Source organism: Sulfurospirillum arsenophilum NBRC 109478 (genome assembly GCF_000813345.1).
GTDB lineage: Bacteria > Campylobacterota > Campylobacteria > Campylobacterales > Sulfurospirillaceae > Sulfurospirillum > Sulfurospirillum arsenophilum.
The window spans coordinates 21,016-38,671 of sequence record NZ_BBQF01000006.1 but is presented as its reverse complement, the minus strand read 5'-3'; the positions used below and the strand labels follow the sequence as shown (position 1 = coordinate 38,671).

General features: G+C 37.3%; 19 protein-coding genes. 6 read left to right on the top strand and 13 right to left on the bottom strand.

What is annotated here, in order from left to right:
* Positions 1–36: 36 nt before the first annotated feature.
* Positions 37–336, bottom strand: a complete 300-nt coding sequence (locus SAR02S_RS12660; RefSeq protein WP_041960288.1) for a c-type cytochrome — start codon at positions 334–336, stop codon at positions 37–39.
* Between the two features lie 151 nt (positions 337–487).
* Here SAR02S_RS12660 and SAR02S_RS12655 point away from each other — a divergent pair, with 151 nt between their 5' ends.
* From SAR02S_RS12655 to gmhA, 5 genes are all read left to right on the top strand, one after another.
* Positions 488–1,192: a tetratricopeptide repeat protein gene (locus tag SAR02S_RS12655; RefSeq protein ID WP_041960286.1), complete on the top strand. Its 705-nt coding sequence runs from the start codon at positions 488–490 to the stop codon at positions 1,190–1,192.
* Entirely contained in the window at positions 1,193–1,702 is a 510-nt protein-coding gene (gene gmhB, locus SAR02S_RS12650; protein WP_041960284.1) for a D-glycero-beta-D-manno-heptose 1,7-bisphosphate 7-phosphatase, read from the top strand.
* Between the two features lie 8 nt (positions 1,703–1,710).
* Positions 1,711–2,721, top strand: a complete 1,011-nt coding sequence (rfaD, locus tag SAR02S_RS12645) for an ADP-glyceromanno-heptose 6-epimerase (protein ID WP_041960283.1) — start codon at positions 1,711–1,713, stop codon at positions 2,719–2,721.
* On the top strand, positions 2,714–4,141 hold the full coding sequence (gene rfaE1 / locus SAR02S_RS12640) for a D-glycero-beta-D-manno-heptose-7-phosphate kinase (RefSeq protein ID WP_041960281.1): 1,428 nt from the start codon (positions 2,714–2,716) through the stop codon (positions 4,139–4,141). Before rfaD ends, rfaE1 begins: the two co-directional genes overlap by 8 nt.
* Before the next feature lie 78 nt (positions 4,142–4,219).
* Positions 4,220–4,792: a D-sedoheptulose 7-phosphate isomerase gene (gene gmhA / locus SAR02S_RS12635; RefSeq protein ID WP_041960279.1), complete on the top strand. Its 573-nt coding sequence runs from the start codon at positions 4,220–4,222 to the stop codon at positions 4,790–4,792.
* On the opposite strand, the gene waaF is transcribed toward gmhA, so the two are convergent.
* Genes waaF through SAR02S_RS12620 form a run of 3 tightly spaced genes read right to left on the bottom strand, consistent with a single transcriptional unit; the run spans position 4,752 to position 7,978 of the window.
* Positions 4,752–5,696 carry a lipopolysaccharide heptosyltransferase II gene (gene waaF, locus SAR02S_RS12630; RefSeq protein ID WP_041960277.1) on the bottom strand — a complete coding sequence of 315 codons (945 nt, stop codon included), beginning with the start codon at positions 5,694–5,696 and terminating at the stop codon, positions 4,752–4,754. The genes gmhA and waaF overlap by 41 nt on opposite strands.
* Positions 5,680–6,708, bottom strand: a complete 1,029-nt coding sequence (locus SAR02S_RS12625; protein WP_041960275.1) for a glycosyltransferase family 4 protein — start codon at positions 6,706–6,708, stop codon at positions 5,680–5,682. Before SAR02S_RS12625 ends, waaF begins: the two co-directional genes overlap by 17 nt.
* Entirely contained in the window at positions 6,680–7,978 is a 1,299-nt protein-coding gene (locus SAR02S_RS12620; protein WP_041960274.1) for an O-antigen ligase family protein, read from the bottom strand. Before SAR02S_RS12620 ends, SAR02S_RS12625 begins: the two co-directional genes overlap by 29 nt.
* A 104-nt stretch (positions 7,979–8,082) precedes the next feature.
* Between SAR02S_RS12620 and SAR02S_RS12615 the strand changes: the two genes are divergently transcribed.
* Complete coding sequence (locus tag SAR02S_RS12615; protein WP_052433644.1) at positions 8,083–9,099, top strand: glycosyltransferase family 9 protein; 1,017 nt, start codon at positions 8,083–8,085, stop codon at positions 9,097–9,099.
* Here SAR02S_RS12615 and SAR02S_RS12610 read toward each other — a convergent pair.
* The 9 genes from SAR02S_RS12610 to waaC are packed head-to-tail and all read right to left on the bottom strand — an operon-like array spanning position 9,044 to position 17,622.
* Complete coding sequence (locus tag SAR02S_RS12610) at positions 9,044–10,150, bottom strand: glycosyltransferase family 4 protein (protein ID WP_041960269.1); 1,107 nt, start codon at positions 10,148–10,150, stop codon at positions 9,044–9,046. The two genes, SAR02S_RS12615 and SAR02S_RS12610, sit on opposite strands and share 56 nt — an antisense overlap.
* Positions 10,147–11,250 carry a glycosyltransferase family 9 protein gene (locus SAR02S_RS12605; protein ID WP_052433643.1) on the bottom strand — a complete coding sequence of 368 codons (1,104 nt, stop codon included), beginning with the start codon at positions 11,248–11,250 and terminating at the stop codon, positions 10,147–10,149. The genes SAR02S_RS12610 and SAR02S_RS12605 overlap by 4 nt, the downstream gene beginning before the upstream one ends.
* On the bottom strand, positions 11,247–12,203 hold the full coding sequence (locus tag SAR02S_RS12600) for a glycosyltransferase family 9 protein (RefSeq protein ID WP_041960268.1): 957 nt from the start codon (positions 12,201–12,203) through the stop codon (positions 11,247–11,249). Before SAR02S_RS12600 ends, SAR02S_RS12605 begins: the two co-directional genes overlap by 4 nt.
* Positions 12,196–12,957, bottom strand: coding sequence for a polysaccharide deacetylase family protein (locus SAR02S_RS12595; protein WP_041960266.1), 762 nt, complete (start codon positions 12,955–12,957; stop codon positions 12,196–12,198). Before SAR02S_RS12595 ends, SAR02S_RS12600 begins: the two co-directional genes overlap by 8 nt.
* Positions 12,954–14,021, bottom strand: a complete 1,068-nt coding sequence (locus SAR02S_RS12590) for a glycosyltransferase family 4 protein (protein ID WP_041960264.1) — start codon at positions 14,019–14,021, stop codon at positions 12,954–12,956. The genes SAR02S_RS12595 and SAR02S_RS12590 overlap by 4 nt, the downstream gene beginning before the upstream one ends.
* Positions 14,014–15,081, bottom strand: coding sequence for a putative lipopolysaccharide heptosyltransferase III (gene rfaQ, locus SAR02S_RS12585; RefSeq protein ID WP_041960262.1), 1,068 nt, complete (start codon positions 15,079–15,081; stop codon positions 14,014–14,016). Before rfaQ ends, SAR02S_RS12590 begins: the two co-directional genes overlap by 8 nt.
* Complete coding sequence (locus SAR02S_RS12580; RefSeq protein WP_041960260.1) at positions 15,078–15,779, bottom strand: glycosyltransferase family 2 protein; 702 nt, start codon at positions 15,777–15,779, stop codon at positions 15,078–15,080. Before SAR02S_RS12580 ends, rfaQ begins: the two co-directional genes overlap by 4 nt.
* Positions 15,776–16,666 (bottom strand): lipid A biosynthesis lauroyl acyltransferase, encoded by an 891-nt coding sequence (locus SAR02S_RS12575; RefSeq protein WP_041960258.1) that lies wholly within the window; start codon positions 16,664–16,666, stop codon positions 15,776–15,778. Before SAR02S_RS12575 ends, SAR02S_RS12580 begins: the two co-directional genes overlap by 4 nt.
* Entirely contained in the window at positions 16,660–17,622 is a 963-nt protein-coding gene (gene waaC / locus SAR02S_RS12570) for a lipopolysaccharide heptosyltransferase I (RefSeq protein WP_041960256.1), read from the bottom strand. Before waaC ends, SAR02S_RS12575 begins: the two co-directional genes overlap by 7 nt.
* Between the last annotated feature and the right edge of the window lie 34 nt (positions 17,623–17,656).

Below are 17,656 nucleotides of genomic sequence, written 5' to 3'. Positions count from 1 at the left end.
ATACAGGAGCTTTGCCCCTGTATCGTGTAGAGTTTTTTATTTATATGAAGCGATTGTTGCAGCGACAGCTTTAAGATCTTCGTCACTCAAACCACTTGCGATTGGTTTCATAACACCTTTCATTGCTGCACCATAACTGCCATCTTTATAGCCATTAACAGAAGCAACGATTTTAGCTGCATCCCAGCCTGCAATGATTTGTGATTTGTTCAATGCTGCTTTAGAAGCTTTCTCTCCATGACAGGAAAAACATTTTGATTGGTAGATTGCTGCTCCATCGGCTGCCATCAAACTAGATACTGCTGCAATTGCTAAAATTGTGCAAACTTTTTTCATACGAAATACCCCTTTTTGAGTTGTGTGTGAAAAATTATAACTAACCATACTTTAACCCTGCTTAGTTTTTGTGAACTACATTCATGTACTATTTTCATTTGTATAAAACTTGGGTATAATCCAGCCAATCTTACATTAAATAGGGGTCAATTTGTTTCGGGGGATTGTCGTATTTTTATCTGTTTTGAGTAGCCTTTTATCTGCAACACACAGTGTATGCGAAGTAGAAAGAACCGACACTCAAAAAGCCAAAGAAGCCATTGAAACGATTTTAGTAACAGAGCCAAGTAATACAGTTTGTTTACTCCAACTGGCCAATATTTATCTCAAACAGGGCAAAATTGCACAAGGGTTTGATATCTTAGTGGATGCCTACTCTATAGATCCGCATAATGTTCAAAATAGCCGCATTGCAACCGTTCTTCCTTTCGCGCTTAAAGTGACAAATCTCAAGCAACAAGCAGCCAAAACAAATGACAAAGATATCTGGAATAAACTAGGGGATGGTTATTTTGAGATGGGCATTTTTAATGAAGCCTCTGTGATGTATAAAAAAAGTCTTTTAGTTGATGAAGAACAACATATGGTGCGCCTCAAACTTGCGCTTGCCCTTCAAAAAAATTCACAAATTTATTCGGCGATTGAAGAGGTTCAAATTGTGTTGATTAAAGAGCCAACACATCTTTATGCAAACTACTACATGGGAAAATTCTTAGCGTATGATCTGCGAAATCGTGAACAATCCAGAAGCTTTTTCCAGCGAGCTAAAAATTCATTGATAGCCCAAAAAGATGCTTTTGGTTATCTTGAATACACCAATTTACTCAGTGATATTACCAAAGAGTTAGGAGAATAGGTGCAAAAAGCACTCTTTTTAGATCGCGATGGGGTGATCAATATTGATAAAGCGTATGTCTATAAAATTGAAGATTTTGAATTTTGCGAAGGTGTTTTTGAGGCGTTAAAACATTTTCAATCCTTAGGGTATCTGCTCATCATCGTCACCAATCAGTCTGGCATTGGGCGAGGGTATTACAGTGAAGAAGACTTTCAAACGTTAATGTCGTGGATGCGTCAAGAACTTTTACATGTAAACATTAAAATTGATGCCGTCTACCGCTGTCCTCATGCTCCTGAAGCAAATTGTGAGTGTCGAAAACCCAAGAGCGGTATGTTTAAAGAGGCGATTAAAGACTTTGGAATTGATGTTTCACGCTCGTGGATGATTGGTGATAAAAAAAGCGACATAGAAGCAGCCCGTGGCGTGGGTATCGAAAATACGATCTTTTTAGGAAATGACCTCGACACAGAGGCTAAATATTGCGTTAATTTTATTTTGGATACAATAAATCTTATCAAAAATTAGGGTTTAGCATGCATTATAGCGAAACGAATTTCAATCAAAAAAGTATTTTAATTACAGGCGGGGCTGGGTTTATTGGTAGTAACCTTGCTTTTTATTTTCAAGAAAATTATCCTACATGTAATGTTGTTGTCTTTGATATTTTTAGAAGTGAAGCTACATTTTCCAATGGCAATCTTAAAAGTTTTGGGCATTTCAAAAACCTTATAGGTTTTAAGGGTGAAGTCATTAGCGGTGATATTAATGATGAAGAGGCTCTAAAAAAACTGAATACGTATCAATTTGATTATATTTTTCATGAAGCCGCCATTTCTGATACAACGGTTTTAGATCAAGGCATTATGGTTAAAACAAATGTTAACGCCTTTAAAAGTATCCTTGAATTGGCTAAAAAAAGCAATGCTGTTGTGATTTATGCCTCAAGTGCCGCAACGTATGGGGATGCTGTTTCACCTCAGAGAGTAGGGCATGAACAACCTCAAAATGTTTATGGCTTTAGCAAACTCTCTATGGATCACTTAGCCCGCGAATTTGCAAAACAAAATCCGTCTATGAGTGTGATTGGGCTACGCTACTTCAATGTTTATGGTCCAAGAGAATACTTCAAAAACACAACGGCTTCCATGGTTTTACAACTTGGGCTTCAAATTTTAAGTGGTAAAACACCACGCCTCTTTAATGGATCTGATAAAATTGTACGTGATTTTATTTACATTGACGATGTTGTTCAAGCCAATATCAAAGCAGCAGCTTCCGGTAAAAGCGGTGTTTACAATGTAGGAACAGGCAATCCAAGAAGTTTTCAAGACATCGCAGACATCTTGCAAAAAGAGCTCGAAACGAACTTAGGAACAGAGTATTTTGACAACCCATACAGTGCATACCAGATGCACACAGAGGCAGATGTTTTTGCAACGCAAAAAGAGTTAGGGTATGAACCACGCATGAGTTTAGAAGAGGGTATTAGGGCATATGTTCCTGAAATTAAGCGAATTTTTAAGAGTGAAGTAAAACATGGATAGATTACGAGCATACCAGCCTTCTATTTTGGTGATTGGCGATTTGATGTTAGATCATTACCTGTGGGGAAAATGCGATCGTATCTCTCCCGAAGCGCCTGTGCAGGTTGTGGATATTCAAAAAGAGAGTACTGTTTTAGGCGGTGCTGGCAATGTGGTTAACAATCTTTTAAGTCTTGGCGCCAAAGTAACTGTTTTAAGTGTTGTAGGAAATGATGATAACGGCAAAGAGCTTCTTTGTATGCTTGAAACTTTGGGGGCAGATGCCAAAGGTATTGTTAAGCAAGAGGGGCGTAAAACAAGTAAAAAAAGTCGTGTTATAGCCTCACATCAGCAAGTGGTCCGCTATGATAGCGAATCCAAAGATGATATCACCGAAGTTTCGGCCGATGCTCTTTTAGCACAATGTGAAGCCTATATTCCTAGAGTAGATGCCATTTTGCTCTCAGATTATGGCAAAGGGGTTTTAACAACAACTTTTACATGTAATGTTATAGCGCTTGCCAAAAAGTATCAAAAGTCCATTTTAGTCGATCCAAAAGGCGATGATTATCGTAAATACAGTGGTGCAATGCTGATTACTCCCAATAAAAAAGAGGCAAGTATCGCTACAAAAATTGCCATTAACGATGATGAAACTCTGCAAAAAGCAGGCACACTTCTTAAAGAGAGTTTGGGATTAGACTATGCCATTATCACGCTCTCCGAAGATGGTATGGCAATTTTTGGTGAACAGTTTCTTAAAATGCCAACCGTTGCGCGTGAAGTGTATGATGTCACGGGTGCTGGCGATACTGTTTTAGCCAGTCTTGGATATGCGCTATCCTGTGGTTTGAGTATGAAAGAAGCCGCTTCTTTTGCCAATGCAGCAGCTGCTGTTGTCGTTGGAAAATTAGGCAGTGCGACTGTCACACTAGACGAAGTAGATGCGTATGAGCATAGCCTAAGAGCTGCTACGGCTGAGAGTAAAATCAAAACCAAAGAAGAGATTCTGCATCTTTTACAAACCAAGAAAAATCAAAAAATTGTCTTTACCAATGGCTGTTTTGACATTTTACATGTAGGGCATGTGAAGTACCTTGAGGTGGCTAAGAGTTTTGGTGATATATTGATTCTTGGGCTTAATTCTGATCATTCGATTAAACGCCTTAAAGGCGAGAGTAGACCTATCAACCCGCTGGAAGATAGAGCGTATGTTTTAGCGAGCTTAGAATCTGTGAGCTTTGTCGTCCCATTTGAAGAAGATACGCCCTTAGAGCTTATCTCTGCCATTAAACCTGACATTTTGGTTAAAGGTGCTGATTATGAAGGGAAAGAGGTTGTTGGAAGCAACATAGCTAAAGAGGTACGATTAGTCCAGTTTGTAGAAGGCAAGAGTACAACAAAGATTATTGAGAGGGTGAGAGATGATAAGCAAAAGTGAATTGCTTCACTTTTGTCAGCTCGGAACCAAAGTCTTTATACGAAGTATGAGCATAGACAAAGGCAAAAGGATAAAATAATGATAGAAATGATAAAGCGTGAGATGTTATCGCATCAAACAGTGATTGCAAAAACCATAGAGAGTTTACAAAGCCATATTTATACGGCATGTGTTATTGCAACAGAAACATTGAAAAATGGCAATAAAATTTTATTGTGCGGTAATGGAGGTAGTGCTGCAGATGCACAACACATTGCAGCAGAGCTGAGTGGACGTTATAAGAGTGAGCGACGAGGACTTGCTGGTATTGCTTTGACAACCGATACTTCTGTTCTTACGGCTGTTGGTAATGATTTTGGCTTTGATCGTATTTTCGATAGACAAGTCGAAGCATTAGCACGTGAAGGTGATTTACTCATTGGTTTTTCAACCAGTGGTCATAGTAAAAATGTGGTACGAGCTCTTAGCCTTGCCCGTAATATAGGGTGTAAAACGATTGGGCTTACAGGTCGTGATGGTGGTGTTATGAGTGAATTTTGTGATATTAATTTAATTGTTCCAAGCGATGATACCCCGCGCATTCAAGAGATGCACATTATGATCGGGCATATTATTTGTCAAGCGATAGATGACGCTCTAACAACGAAATAACTTCTTCTGCTTTTATGCCCCGCATACACTCGTGTGTTTTGATGGGGCACTCCCTTTTCATACAGGGTGCACAGACAAGATCGTGGGAAAGAATAGTGCTGTTAGCATTTTGCCATGGGGCTGTTTCATTATACTTTGTTGGTCCAAAAAGAGCCACTGTAGGGATTTGATACGCAGCCGCTACGTGCATTGGTCCACTGTCATTGGTAACAAAGAGGCTCAGTCCTGCAATGTTTTGTATGAGCTCTTGAATGGTTGTTTTTCCTGCCAAATTGGTTACATTGGTAATCGCATTTTCTTTGAGTTTTTCTTCAACTTCTTTTGCAATATCTACCTCATTGGGACCACCAAAAATGACAATGTCATAGCGGTTCGCAAAGTAAGCCGCCACTTTAGCAAACTCTTCTGGATACCACCGCTTAGCACTTCCATACGTTGCTCCTGGATTGATTCCCAGCGTTGGTTTATCAAAGTGAAAGGGTGTTTGATAGAGCTTTAAAGGGAGTGGTTGTGTCTTTACATGTAAAGATTTTGCTATAAATTGGGTGTACTTTTCGACCTGATGTCCCTTAAATACATTTTTTGTATAGCAAAATTTCTTTTTTGCAGAAACAGACCATAGCAAGAAAGAGGATGTCAATGAGCTTCTAAAACTAATGGCTATATCAAATGAGCCGAGTTGTTGAGCATGTTGATAAAGCCAATAAAATCGTAAAAATGCTTTTTTACTTTCATCGACGATACTACGTGATACGCGAGGGTGCATTTTGAGTGCTTCTGTGGAAACAAAAGAGCCAAACAAGGTTATGTCAGCATTTGGATAGTGCTCTAGTATATTTTCAATAGCAGGCGTTGCCATGATGGCATCTCCAAGCCAAGTGGGGAGTTCAATGAAGATGCGCATGAATGACTTCTAAGGTTTGTGCAACATTGTGCTCAATGCTCAGCTGCGTAGCTTTTTGAGCGTTTTCGTGTTGAATTGAACTGCGCAATGATTTGTCGTTGAGTAAGGTTTCTAAAAAAGGAAGAATCGTCTCATCTGAGGGTGTTCCCATCACAAAGCGTTTCTCTAAAACTTCAGATGCACCATTTTGCGCCGTTGTTATAACAGCATTGGCGTAACTCATCGCTTCTAAGACGACATTTGAAAATGGTTCGTAGCGTGTAGGAAAAAGAAAAATATCACTGCCTTGGTAAAAACGTTCCACATCTCTGCGTGCGCCTGTGAAGGTTACAGAGTCTGCAATTTCCAAAGAGGCACTTAACTGGAGATAATCCTCCATACGCTTCTCTTTTCCAACGATAAATGCATGAAATGGAGTAGTTAGTTTTGAGAGGAGGTGCAACATCTCATTGACTCCCTTGCGTTCAAAGCCACTACCTACATATAAGATAACAGGTAACGAGGGATTTAATCCAAAAGAGTCCATGAGTTTTGCTTTACATGTAACTTTATCAAAAGCTTTGGGAAGTGGTACGCCATTGTGGATGACGGAGATTTTCTCAGAAGAAATAGCATAGGTTTCCATAATCTGTTTTTTGATGAAGTGTGAATTAGCAATGATATGGCGTGCATTATTAAAGCAACGCTTTTCCAAATAGCAATACACTGGATTTAAAAGATTAAAACTGTGCTTTTTGCTTTTTAAAAAGACTTTATGAACACCATCTCCTGCACGGTAAATGTCAGGACACGTGATACGGTCAAGTGAAAAGTAGAATTTATCACCTTTAAAAAAACAAGCTTGTAAGCTAAAAAACAGTGCTTTAATCCAAGACGCTAGAAATTTTGGTGCATAGGAGTGGATGACTTCACATTCGACATCATTTTTTTTAAGCTCAGTCATCAGCCTTGAAAGATAATTTTCAGCACCACCAAAAGGTGTTTTATGCTGACGTAGAAGGTAGATTTTCATGCGTTTCTTTATAGTGAATTCCTAATAAAATTCCATACAAGCAATAAAATAATTTGGCTTCGCTATCCCCGAAGAAACTACCAAACATGATGGATCCAATGAAACCGATGACGCCAAAAAATGTAAAGGTAGCAAATGTTTTATGTAGCGTGCTTTGAGTGTTTCTTACAATGAAATAGGAGATTTTTAAATGCAAATATAGAAAATAGACAAAGAGGATAAGTCCAAACAATCCAAGACCATAGAAAAAACCAAAAAAATCATTGTGTGTTTGTGCATACGCATCAAAAGGAATGTTTTCTGGTTCATGTTTAAAGTTGTTTTGTATTCCTTTTCCATAGACAAAACGGCCATATCCTTGAGGTATAAAAGGTTCTTGTGCTCTATAAAGTATGACAGATTTCCACATGGCAAGTCTTGCTGAAATTGAGTAGTCAATTCCGTATTCTTTCTCAAACTTATCAAATTCAAATGGTTTTAATTCCAAGAGCATTTGTGTTTTAGAGATCGTATTTTTGATGTTGTAGCGGTTTGAAAGGCAGTCTGAAAATTCATAGAAGAGAGCAAAAGCTATCAGAAAAATTCCAATAAAAAGAAATTTTGTTTTTTTATTTTGGATAAAGAGAGTAAAGAAGGCCATTACCATAAAAATAACGGCAACATAGGTTGCTCTTGTATTATTTGCCACAATAGAGAGTAGTGATGTTAAAAAACAGATGGTAGCGATCTTTTTATAGTGTGTAAAAAACAGAGCAATAGAAAAAGCAAGAGCGTACGTTGCCCAGATGCCAAATCTTTCTCCTCCACCATTATCTAAAAGCCCTCCTGCTCTAAAAGGAAATCCGCCATGGGTTATCCATGTGTAAATATTGTAGAGTGTATGAAACGTTAAAGAGAAAAAGAAAATATAAAGGATTTTTTCTAAACTGATGTTATCTTGTCTGAGTGTAAAATAAAAAAAGAGTGCCATTACAATAAAATTCTTCAGCAATTCTTTCTTGATTTCTTTAAGCGTCTCTACGACATCAGGGGTAAACCATAATGAAATCAATGCTAAAACGAGAAAACCACTAAAAATAAAAAGGATCTTTTTTTGTATTAGTATAGCTTTCCATCTAAGATTTTTATATTCAAACAACAAAAAGAAAATAACAAATAAAGCTAACGAAATTGCTTGGACGGATGCCGTGTGTGCAATAGGTAAAAAAAGAATATAAATAAACAAGAATAAAAAATAGTATTTTTCTGTAAAATGACGTAATTTATTCACTAAACCCCTTTAAAGGTTAATATTTGGGATATTTTATACTATATATCATTTTCTTTCCATTAATGTTTCTGGTAAGTTTTTTTCGTACATGTAAAAAGAAAAATTTGGTTATACAAACTGCAAAAATAGGTGATTATGCCAACACGACACCCATGTTCGAGGTTTTAGAAAAAACAGATATTTTAATGGACCACGTCAATCTTCCTTTTGCAAATCATGATGAAAGAATTGAGCAAATATATGTTGTTAACGTGTATAAAAAAAGTATATGGCAAAAAATTCAACTAGCGCTTTTACTTTTTTTCAACAACTATCACACGGTGTATGTTCTCATCCCTAATAGCCTCAATCTTTTTTTAGCAAAGATGTGTTTTTCCAAAAATACAGTGACTCTTTCAACGTATGCGGATAAGTGGTATTTGACACTGTTAAATTCCAATATGAAAACAATAAAACATAGCGTTGAAGATCTTACGATTGATACCTACTTAAAAATGATAGGTGAGGGTTTAGATCGAAATCGGTATTGGAAAATGTTACAAAAACCTCTGGTCATTCCCCAAAACATGCCTCTAAAAAGTAATAAATTTAAAGTGGGTGTGAGTTTAAGTGCTGGGAATAAAATAAAAACGATTGATAGTGAAACATGGAAAAAAGTTTTTGCTATTTTAGATGAGATTGAGTGCGAGGTCTACATTTTTGGGTTAGAAAACGAAAACGTGTATCTTGAAAATTTATCTAAAAATATTCATGCAAAAAATCCAATTATTTCCATGTTAGGGCAAATCCCTCTTCGCGAGCTTCCTTCTCGTATGTCTGTTCTAAATCTCTATATATCTTCAGATACAGGCAATAGTTATATTGCAGATAGCGTCAATGTCCCAACAATCAACTTTGCAGGACCTTGTTTTTGGAGGGAACAAAGACCTATCTATGAGAAGTCGCTCATTGTCCAGTCCAATGCTCCTTGTGCCCCTTATTCATCTGTTTTTAGGGCTTCTTATAAGGGAAAATGTCCTGATTTATATACTATAACACACTCCCAAGAAGAAGCGATAGCCAATTTTATAAAAGCGCTTTATAAAGATTTTTTACAGAGTCAACATAGTGCTGAATGCTAAATGTTTCTATAATGTTTAGATCTTTTTTCTTCTCTTGGATAGGTTTTATGTGATTCAGTAACTCTAAAAGTGCCGTTGGATTTCTCGGTATGATGTAAAAATTGTTTTTATTCTCACAAATATCGTATAGCTCTTTTTCGATAGGTATATCTGAAGCAATAATGCCACAGCCAAGCGATAATCCTTCAAGGACGGCTCTTGGTAAACCCTCATTTTCTGAAAAATTTAGAACATAATCCGAAGAGAGATAAAAATCTTCTATATTGGTAACAAATCCTAAGTCTATAAGGATACCCTTTTGTTTTAAGAGGGTATAGTTTTTAAGTGGTTCTCCCTCAAAAGTACCGTCACCAGCCAAAAGAAGCCTGAGATCTTTGCGTGTGATATCAAGGAATGCTTTAAAGACAAGAGCATGTCCTTTGAGAGACAAAAAATTTGCTGGCATAAGGATGTTTATAGTATCTTGAGGGCTAGAAGAGATTTCCATGGGAGGCATTATGACGGGATTGTAAATAATATTTTGATCGATCGGTAAGATTGCATTATAGTAATTATAGGTTGATTTGGAAACACTGATGGGCGTAAATGAGAGTTGTCTTAATTTTTCCAATTTTTCTGATTCGACAGGCGAATTTTTCCGCAAATGTTGAATAACCTTCATTTTGAGTTGATTCGCAGCTTCTATATAGTAAAGATTTTCACTAAAATGGTTATTTAAATGCACAATATCATAGTTGTTTTTTCGAAGAAGATTACTGGCATATTCAAAATTAATTTTGTATTGTATGGATCTAAGAAGCTTCTTTGAAATAGCTCTGAACAACTCTTTTTTGAATTTTGTTAACTTTTTTTTAGGCTCAGAATAAATGAATTTTGCTCCCATCGCGTGAATTGCTTTGGAGATAGTTGTACCGCTGTACGCATAGTCATATTCAAAATGAACATAGATATCAAGCTCTTGATCTTTAAGTAATTCTTGAAGAAGATATAAGAAACTCTTTGTTCCTCCACCATACTCTTTTCCCGTGTCAATAAAAAGTATTTTTTTCATAGTAAAGTGTACCGATGAATGGTTTCTATAATCTCATCCGGTTCTATCTGTAACATACACTTTTGATAGGTACATCTTTTGGCGACACAGGGAACACACGTTTTAGGTTTTTTGATAAAAGGGTGTATCGGTGTATCGTAGCATGCGTTTGAATTTTTTGGATCTGCTACTGCAAATAACCCTATTGTTGGCGTTTTAAGTGCAGTTGCGATGTGCAAAGGGCCGGTGTCTGGAGTAATAAGTAGATTGAGTTTACCAATAAGTGCCGCTGCTGAGCCTAATGGAAACATGCCTGTACAATCAAAAACATGATCGCTTTGTAACGCTTTTTTGATAGGTTTAGTGAGTTTTTTTTCCGCAGGAGAACCTGTGAGAATTATTTTTATTTTTGGATTGATCTCTAAAAGTTTTTTCCCAAGTTCGATCCATTTATCTTCAAACCACATTCTACTTTTAGTGGACGCACCTACTTGAAAACCAATCAGAATATCATCGTCTGCTATGGCCCTCATGTTAAAAAAAGTATCGACTGTTTGAACCCATTCGGGCTTTAAAAAGAGTTCCAGTGTTGGATTGGAAGCACCAATATTGATATATTCTAATTGCTTTAAGCGATCAAAAATACCATGTTTATCGAGATTTTGAGCAATCTTTGGATTTGAGTGAAAAGAGGCATAGGTATTTTTGTCATTGGGTATTTTGATGACATATTTTGCGCCACATAAAACGGCAAGAGGTGTTGCTTGAGGTTCATTGGAATGGAGGATAAACACAATGTCAGGCTTCTCTTGTTTCAGTGTTTTGAGTGTTTTAAAAAAGGTATTCCATTTTCCATCAAAACTGAGAAAAGTATCGATATGAGGATTTGTTTTAAACAGAGAAAGGTTTGCAGGATTAAAGAGCCCTACTGTTTTTTTTGTAGGGAAAGACTCTTTAAATGCCCTAAATACAGGAGTGTTAAATAAAGTATCTCCAATAGCCGTGTTGGTTAGAAAAGCGACTGTCTGAAATTCAGAAGACTCAATACAGCCATTTATTTTTTTTATTTTTTTATTTTTGATAGCATATTTTACAAAGAGTTCAAAGAGGTCAATTTTCATAGGTTCTCTTGAATTGTTTTGAGTATGGTTGCTATGGAGATATTCTCAGCTCTTTTACTTTCATCTTGCAAGACAAGATGGGCATATCCCCACGGATGCCACTGATTCATATTGGTTTTACCGCTTAATGCTATGGTTTTTGTGCCAAGGGCTGGAGCTAAATGCATTGCCCCTCCGTCAAGTGTTACAAATAATTTAACGTTTGCAATCAGCCCACCAAGGTCATTCAGTGATGAGGTTTTAATAAACTCTGCTTGGGTGTTTTCAGCGAGCCATCGTGCTTGCGCAAAATCAACGGGTTCGGCAGAGATAACAACCTCTTTTCCCTTAAGCGCATCGATAATTTCTTTAAATTTTTCTTTTGGGTATCGGTTTTCTGTGATTCTTGAAGAGATATGAAAAAGGATTGCATTTTGGTATGGTGTGTACTTTTGAATCATTTCTGCTGGAATAAAGTAGCGTGTGCCTTCGCCAGCATAAATCACTCCAAAAGGTTTTAAACACTCAAAACAAAACATAACTTCATGCGTATTTGGATTGGGGATAATATGCGTTGTAAATCCATCTTTACCATTTTTATTTTGGACGCCAATTTTATAGTGTGCTCTGGAAAGTGTTGAAAAAAGCTCTGCTGATTTAGAGTATCCACCTCTGAAAATGACAACAGCATCGTAACCTTCACTTATAATTTGGACTAAAATTTTGAGTTTACCAAAAGCAGCTTTGATCTTTTCAACCAATCCTTTTTTGTGTTTTGGCTTCGTGTAGATATAGGTTTTATTGATAAAAGGATTTTCTTTAATAGCATCTTCATTGTAACTGTTAACCACGATATCTATTTGTGCACTTGGGTATTTTTTACGTAGCGCTTCAATGGCAGGTGTTGTACAGATAAGATCACCTATGTTGTCATTGCGAACAAGAAGAACTTTTTTGTTACTTAAATCAATCATTTTTGATCCTTGCATAAAGTGAGCCTAACATATCATTTGAAAAGATAAACAGTGTTTTTTTGAGCCACTTTGCTCCTTTTTTTACTGCTATTCGTTTGATCTCATCCATTTTACCATCGGGTTTGTTGATGCCTCTTTGAATGGTATAAAGTATTTCAAAACCTTCTTCTTGTGCTTGTTTCATAAGCGTTTCATCGTAAATCCCACGTGGCCAGCATAAGTGCAGATCGTCAAATCCAAGTCTTTTTTGCATCATACGACGTGATTTTTGAAATTCGTCTTTCCATGTGACTGTGTCAAAGCAGTTATCTCTGTGCGTATAGGTGTGCGAATGAAAGTCGAAAACATCTTTCATTGTTTCAATTTCATCCCAATTTAAAATGACTTTTGCAGGATGTTGCGAAACTTCTTTTTTAGCCTCTTTGTGCTTCATGGGCTCAAAATTTTCTTTGCATTCACTCGCTTTTTCAATCCATTCTGTGATTAAAAAGAGGGTCGCTTTTAACCCAAACTCTTTAAGAATAGGGTAGGCATAGATATAATTGTCTCTCCACCCATCATCAAACGTAATAAGAACGGATTTTTTGGGAGGGGTAAATTCACCTTTCTTATAGCGGTAAAATTCATCGCTTGTAAGGGTTGTCCATCCATTTTGGGCTAAAAAAGACATCTGTTCTCTAAACTCATCAACGCTGGAAGTGATGAAAGAGCTTTGAGGTAAAATATGATGGTACATCAAAACAGGAACACTCACTCTGTAGCCTTTTTATAAAGTGCTTCTGTTTCCTGTGTCATTTTAGAGACGGAAAAATGCTCTTCAATAAGTGCTCTAGCGTTGCGTCCAAATTGTTTGCGCAACACTTCATCATTGATGAGTGTCGTCAGGGCATCTGTGAGTTGTGCGATATTTTCTTTTTCAAACAATAAGCCACTCTCTTGATCTTTGATACACTCAGGTATGCCTCCCACATGACTACCAACGCATGGTACACCACATGCAGATGCTTCAAGAATAGCTGTTCCTAGTGCTTCCATATTGGAAGGGAGAACAAAGATATCCAAAGAGGGGAGAAGTTGATCAATATCTTCTCGATGTCCCAGCATAAAAACGTGATGTGTTAACTCTTTTTCTGCAATAAGATTCTTGATATTGTCTTCTTGCGGACCTGAACCAATGATGACGACAACAACCTTTTTATCGGTTTGGATATTCGCAAAAGCTTCAAGAAGATCACGATGTCTTTTTGCCGCACGAAGGACGGCAACGATACCAATCACAATAGTATCTTCCGAAAGATTGAGCTCTTTTTTAATATCTGTTTTCAAGGATGGTGAGAATTTTTGAGTATCAACACCAGTGTAAATAACGGAAAGCTTTTCTTGTTTTACGCCACGTCCGATGAGATAATCTTTAACTTGTGAACTGACGGTTACGACATGATCATTGAGATTGTAAGAGACAGGTGATGTTATAGGTGTTTGGAGATGACGAGTGCGAATCACTTTGGCTTTGGTGAAAAGTCCAGCAAGTGCGCCTATCCAGCCATCTTTCCCCGAATGCGTCGCAATAACATCGATATGATGCTCTTTGACAAGTTTGATGACTTTCCACAGTGCTACAAGATCGTAACTTTTTCGGATGGGAACTTCAAAAAAATCGGCGTTGATCTCGTTTTTTCTTTTTAAAAGTTCGCTATTAGGCTGAACTCCCCAAAAAACTTTAAAGTTGTTTTTGTCTAAAGAATTTACCAGCCTTGCGGTTCTTTTTTCTTGTCCACCCCAGCCTTTGGAGCTTTCGAGTTCTAAAATATTAATCATGAAGCATCTCTTTAATATGGCGTTTGATCGTTTCTATAGCTAACCCTTTTTGCATTAAGCAGTCACTGATTTTACTGCCATTACAGCCATCTTTTCCACAAGGGGCACATTGCCAATTGACTTGGAGAACACGGTGTTTGCCCATTGTTTGAAAACCATTTCTTTGCGTATAACTACTGTGCGAAAGGGCATTATCCCACGGACCCCAGTGAAATGCTCCACTTGGCCCAAAAAAGGCTAAAACAGGCACATCATTGGCGGCTGAGATATGCATAATGGCCGTATCGACACCAATGAACATTTTGGCTTTAGCATTCAGCGCTGCGGTCTCTTTTAGAGAGAGAGTGCCACTCAAATTAATGGGGGAAGTTTTGCAAAATGAGAGAATTTTTTCAATTTTTTTCATTTCTATTTCATCAGGTGAAGCCGTAAGAATGACAGGAGTTTGTAGTTCTTCTTGGCAAAAATCAATGATCTGTGCCATAAGCGCATCATCAATACATTTAAAAAGCCATCTACTGACCGGATGAATATGAATAAAATTCGTATATTCTTTTGTTGTATTTTTTTCTTTTTCGCTCCAAAAAATAGATGCTCTATGCGTTAGTATAGGAAGTCCAAGGGCCACGAGCGGGTCTAGGTTGCATTCGAGTGTATGGCGCATTTGTTGAGGTGGTAAGAAATGGGTAAATGCGCGGTGAAAAAGTCTATTTTTGGAGTGATAGCCTATACGAATGGGAGCATTACTCATAAGTGCTAATTGAGCGCCTCTATCACCCTCTGTGAGGTTAATGACGATATCGTAATGTGTTGTTCGAAGTTTCCATGCAAATGCAAGTTCGGCTTTGAGTCTGTTCCATATGCCAAGGCTTTTGATGAAGGAGCGATTATAGGTGATGACACTATGCAGGGCCGGATGTCCTTCTACCATTGTCTCTGTCCCTTTATTGACAGCAATATCAATCAGGGCATCAGGGTAGTGCGCTTTAAGGTTATCTAACAGTGGTGTCACCAATAATACATCGCCAATGTTGCGAAATTTTAGAATTAAAATTTTCATTTGATGTACTTCCAGAAAGTATATTGAGCATAAAGTTTAGCGATAACATATCCTCGCCAACCTTCTAAAATGCCACCTTTGAGGATAAAAAGTTTAAAAAATGTCCAAGAAGGATTGAGTAATGCTTTGAGAAAATTATGTTTTGCTCCCAATGATGAGTAGCGGTTTTGTTTTGCGATAAATTGCTCTATCGTATCGTATGCGTAATGCAGCATGGGTGATTGTAACTGAGTGGATTCACCGTCTAAAATGACTTTTTCATGCACAGCACTTTCACTGAAGTGTGCACTCTTTCGATCAAAAAGTCGCAATGTTGCATCAGGGTACAATCCCATACGTTTGATAGGTTTGCCAAAGAAATAATTGATACGAGGTACAAAATAGCCTTTACATGTAAAGCTTTTACATGTAAAGATGATTTCCTCTTGAAGCGCTTGCGTGATGACTTCATCACTGTCTAAAACAAACACCCAGTCATGGCGTGCAAGGTCTACCCCTTTTTGCTTTTGAAGCCCAAATCCTAGCCACGGTTGCTGAACAAGGGTAACATTGGGGAAGCTTTGTGCAATCGTAATGGTGTTGTCATGTGAGCCTGAGTCAACCACCACCACTTCATCGGCAAACAGACATGATTTCAGTACTTCTTCAAGATATTTTTCGCTATTAAAGGTAATGATAACAATTGATAATGCAATCATTTGTAGAGTTCTTCATATTGATTTTTCCATCTTCTGTGAAACCAAAACCACTCATCAGGTTTCTGTTCAATCACCTGTTGTGTAATGTTTGCTTGTGCTTGAACACTATCGATGATGGCTTTTTCATCATCATTTTGTGGTGGCAATATTGGTTCATAAAGCGTTATATCAAAGTGTTCATAATCGTTTGTGGTAATAAAAGTAGGGATGATGGTCACATTCATCTTTTTTGAAAATTGTGCTGCTGCTGGGGTATGTCGCGCACTTTTTCCAAAAAAGGAGATAAGAATTCCTTCTTGCTCGGCTGTATTTTGATCGACAAGCAAACCCACATTTTCACCTTTTTGCAAAGCCTTCAGCATACCTCGCATCGCACCTTTTTTCTCTAACAATGTGATATTAAAACGTTGTCTATTTTTTTCTAATATAGCATTCATAGCAACAGAATCGAGCTTTCTGCCGATAATACTCATTGGGCCAAATTTTGCTCCCATCGCTAACGATAAAAGTTCCCAACTTCCATAATGTGCTGTGAGAAAAATAACACCTTGCTTTTTTTGAATCGCATCTTCATAAATATGTTCATTATGAAATGTGATTTTTTTCAGTAAATTTTCTTTAGAAATGGTTTGATTGACAATAAATTCTCTCAGAAGATAGAGTAGATTTTGATAGCATTGTTTAATAATTTCCGTCTTTTGTTTATCACTCATACGATCTTCAAAAGCAAGATCCAAATTGACTTTGGCAATCTTGTTATGTTTCGCATCAATGAGGTATCCTATCGTTGCGAACGTATGAATCAAGATACGCAATAAAGATTTGGGAAGTTTTGTAACGAAGAGTTTAAACAGCCAAAAAGCTGATACATAAAAAGCGTCTAACACGGGAGTAGTTCCTTCGCTAATGCAATAATTTTTAAGGGATCAATCTGCTGAATGCAAAAATTATGTTTATTGATATTTCTTGCATTTATAGCTTTTTCACAATCTATTGTCAAATTTATGGGGGTTGTAACGGTGTTGCGCGCCGAAGGTGTCGGACCAAAAATGGTAATGCTAGGACGCCCTAATGCCCATGCCATATGCGTTGGACCACTATCTGCGCCAATGACTAAATGGCTGTTTTTGACAATGGATTTTAGCTCATCTAAGCTCATTTTAGGAAGCATCTCTGCGTTGGTATGATCGCAGATATACTGTGCATCTTTTTTTTCCTCTTCACTTCCCCATGCAATAAAACTCTTTACATGTAAAGCATTGAAAATGGTCACAAAATGCTCTTTGGGATACACTTTGCTTTGCCACGATGAGCCTGTGATGACAAGAAGCGAGGGTGTGATGTCACTTTTATGCGTTGAAAATAAAAAAGGTTCTTTGGTTTGAATGTCTGGTATATCGATATTGAGAGCTTTACATGTAAGCTTGAGATTGCGCATAATGACATTTTCTTCATAAGGAACATGAAAAGAAGTTTTATAGAAGAATGCAGCCAGCGGTTCTCGAAGACTTTGTTTATCGAAACCAACACAGTTTGGACTTAAAATTCTAGCAACTAGGGCAGATTTGATGAGTCCTTGCAGGTCTAAAACAAGATCATACTGATTTTGTTTTGAGATCATCTTGAGCTTTTGATACTCTTTGAAAAAATGGAGTGTATTGTTTTTAAGATGCAGGGGATAGATGGCATGGATGTGAGGATTGTTTTCCAAAATACCCACAAATTTTTCTTCCACAAACCAATCAATCTGTGCATTTGGGATATTTTTTTTGATATATTGTAAAACAATCATGGCGTGAATAATATCACCCAGTGCGGATAGTTTTACAATCGCAATTTTCATTCCGTATCATCCCTTTTTAAATGAGTTAAGTTAT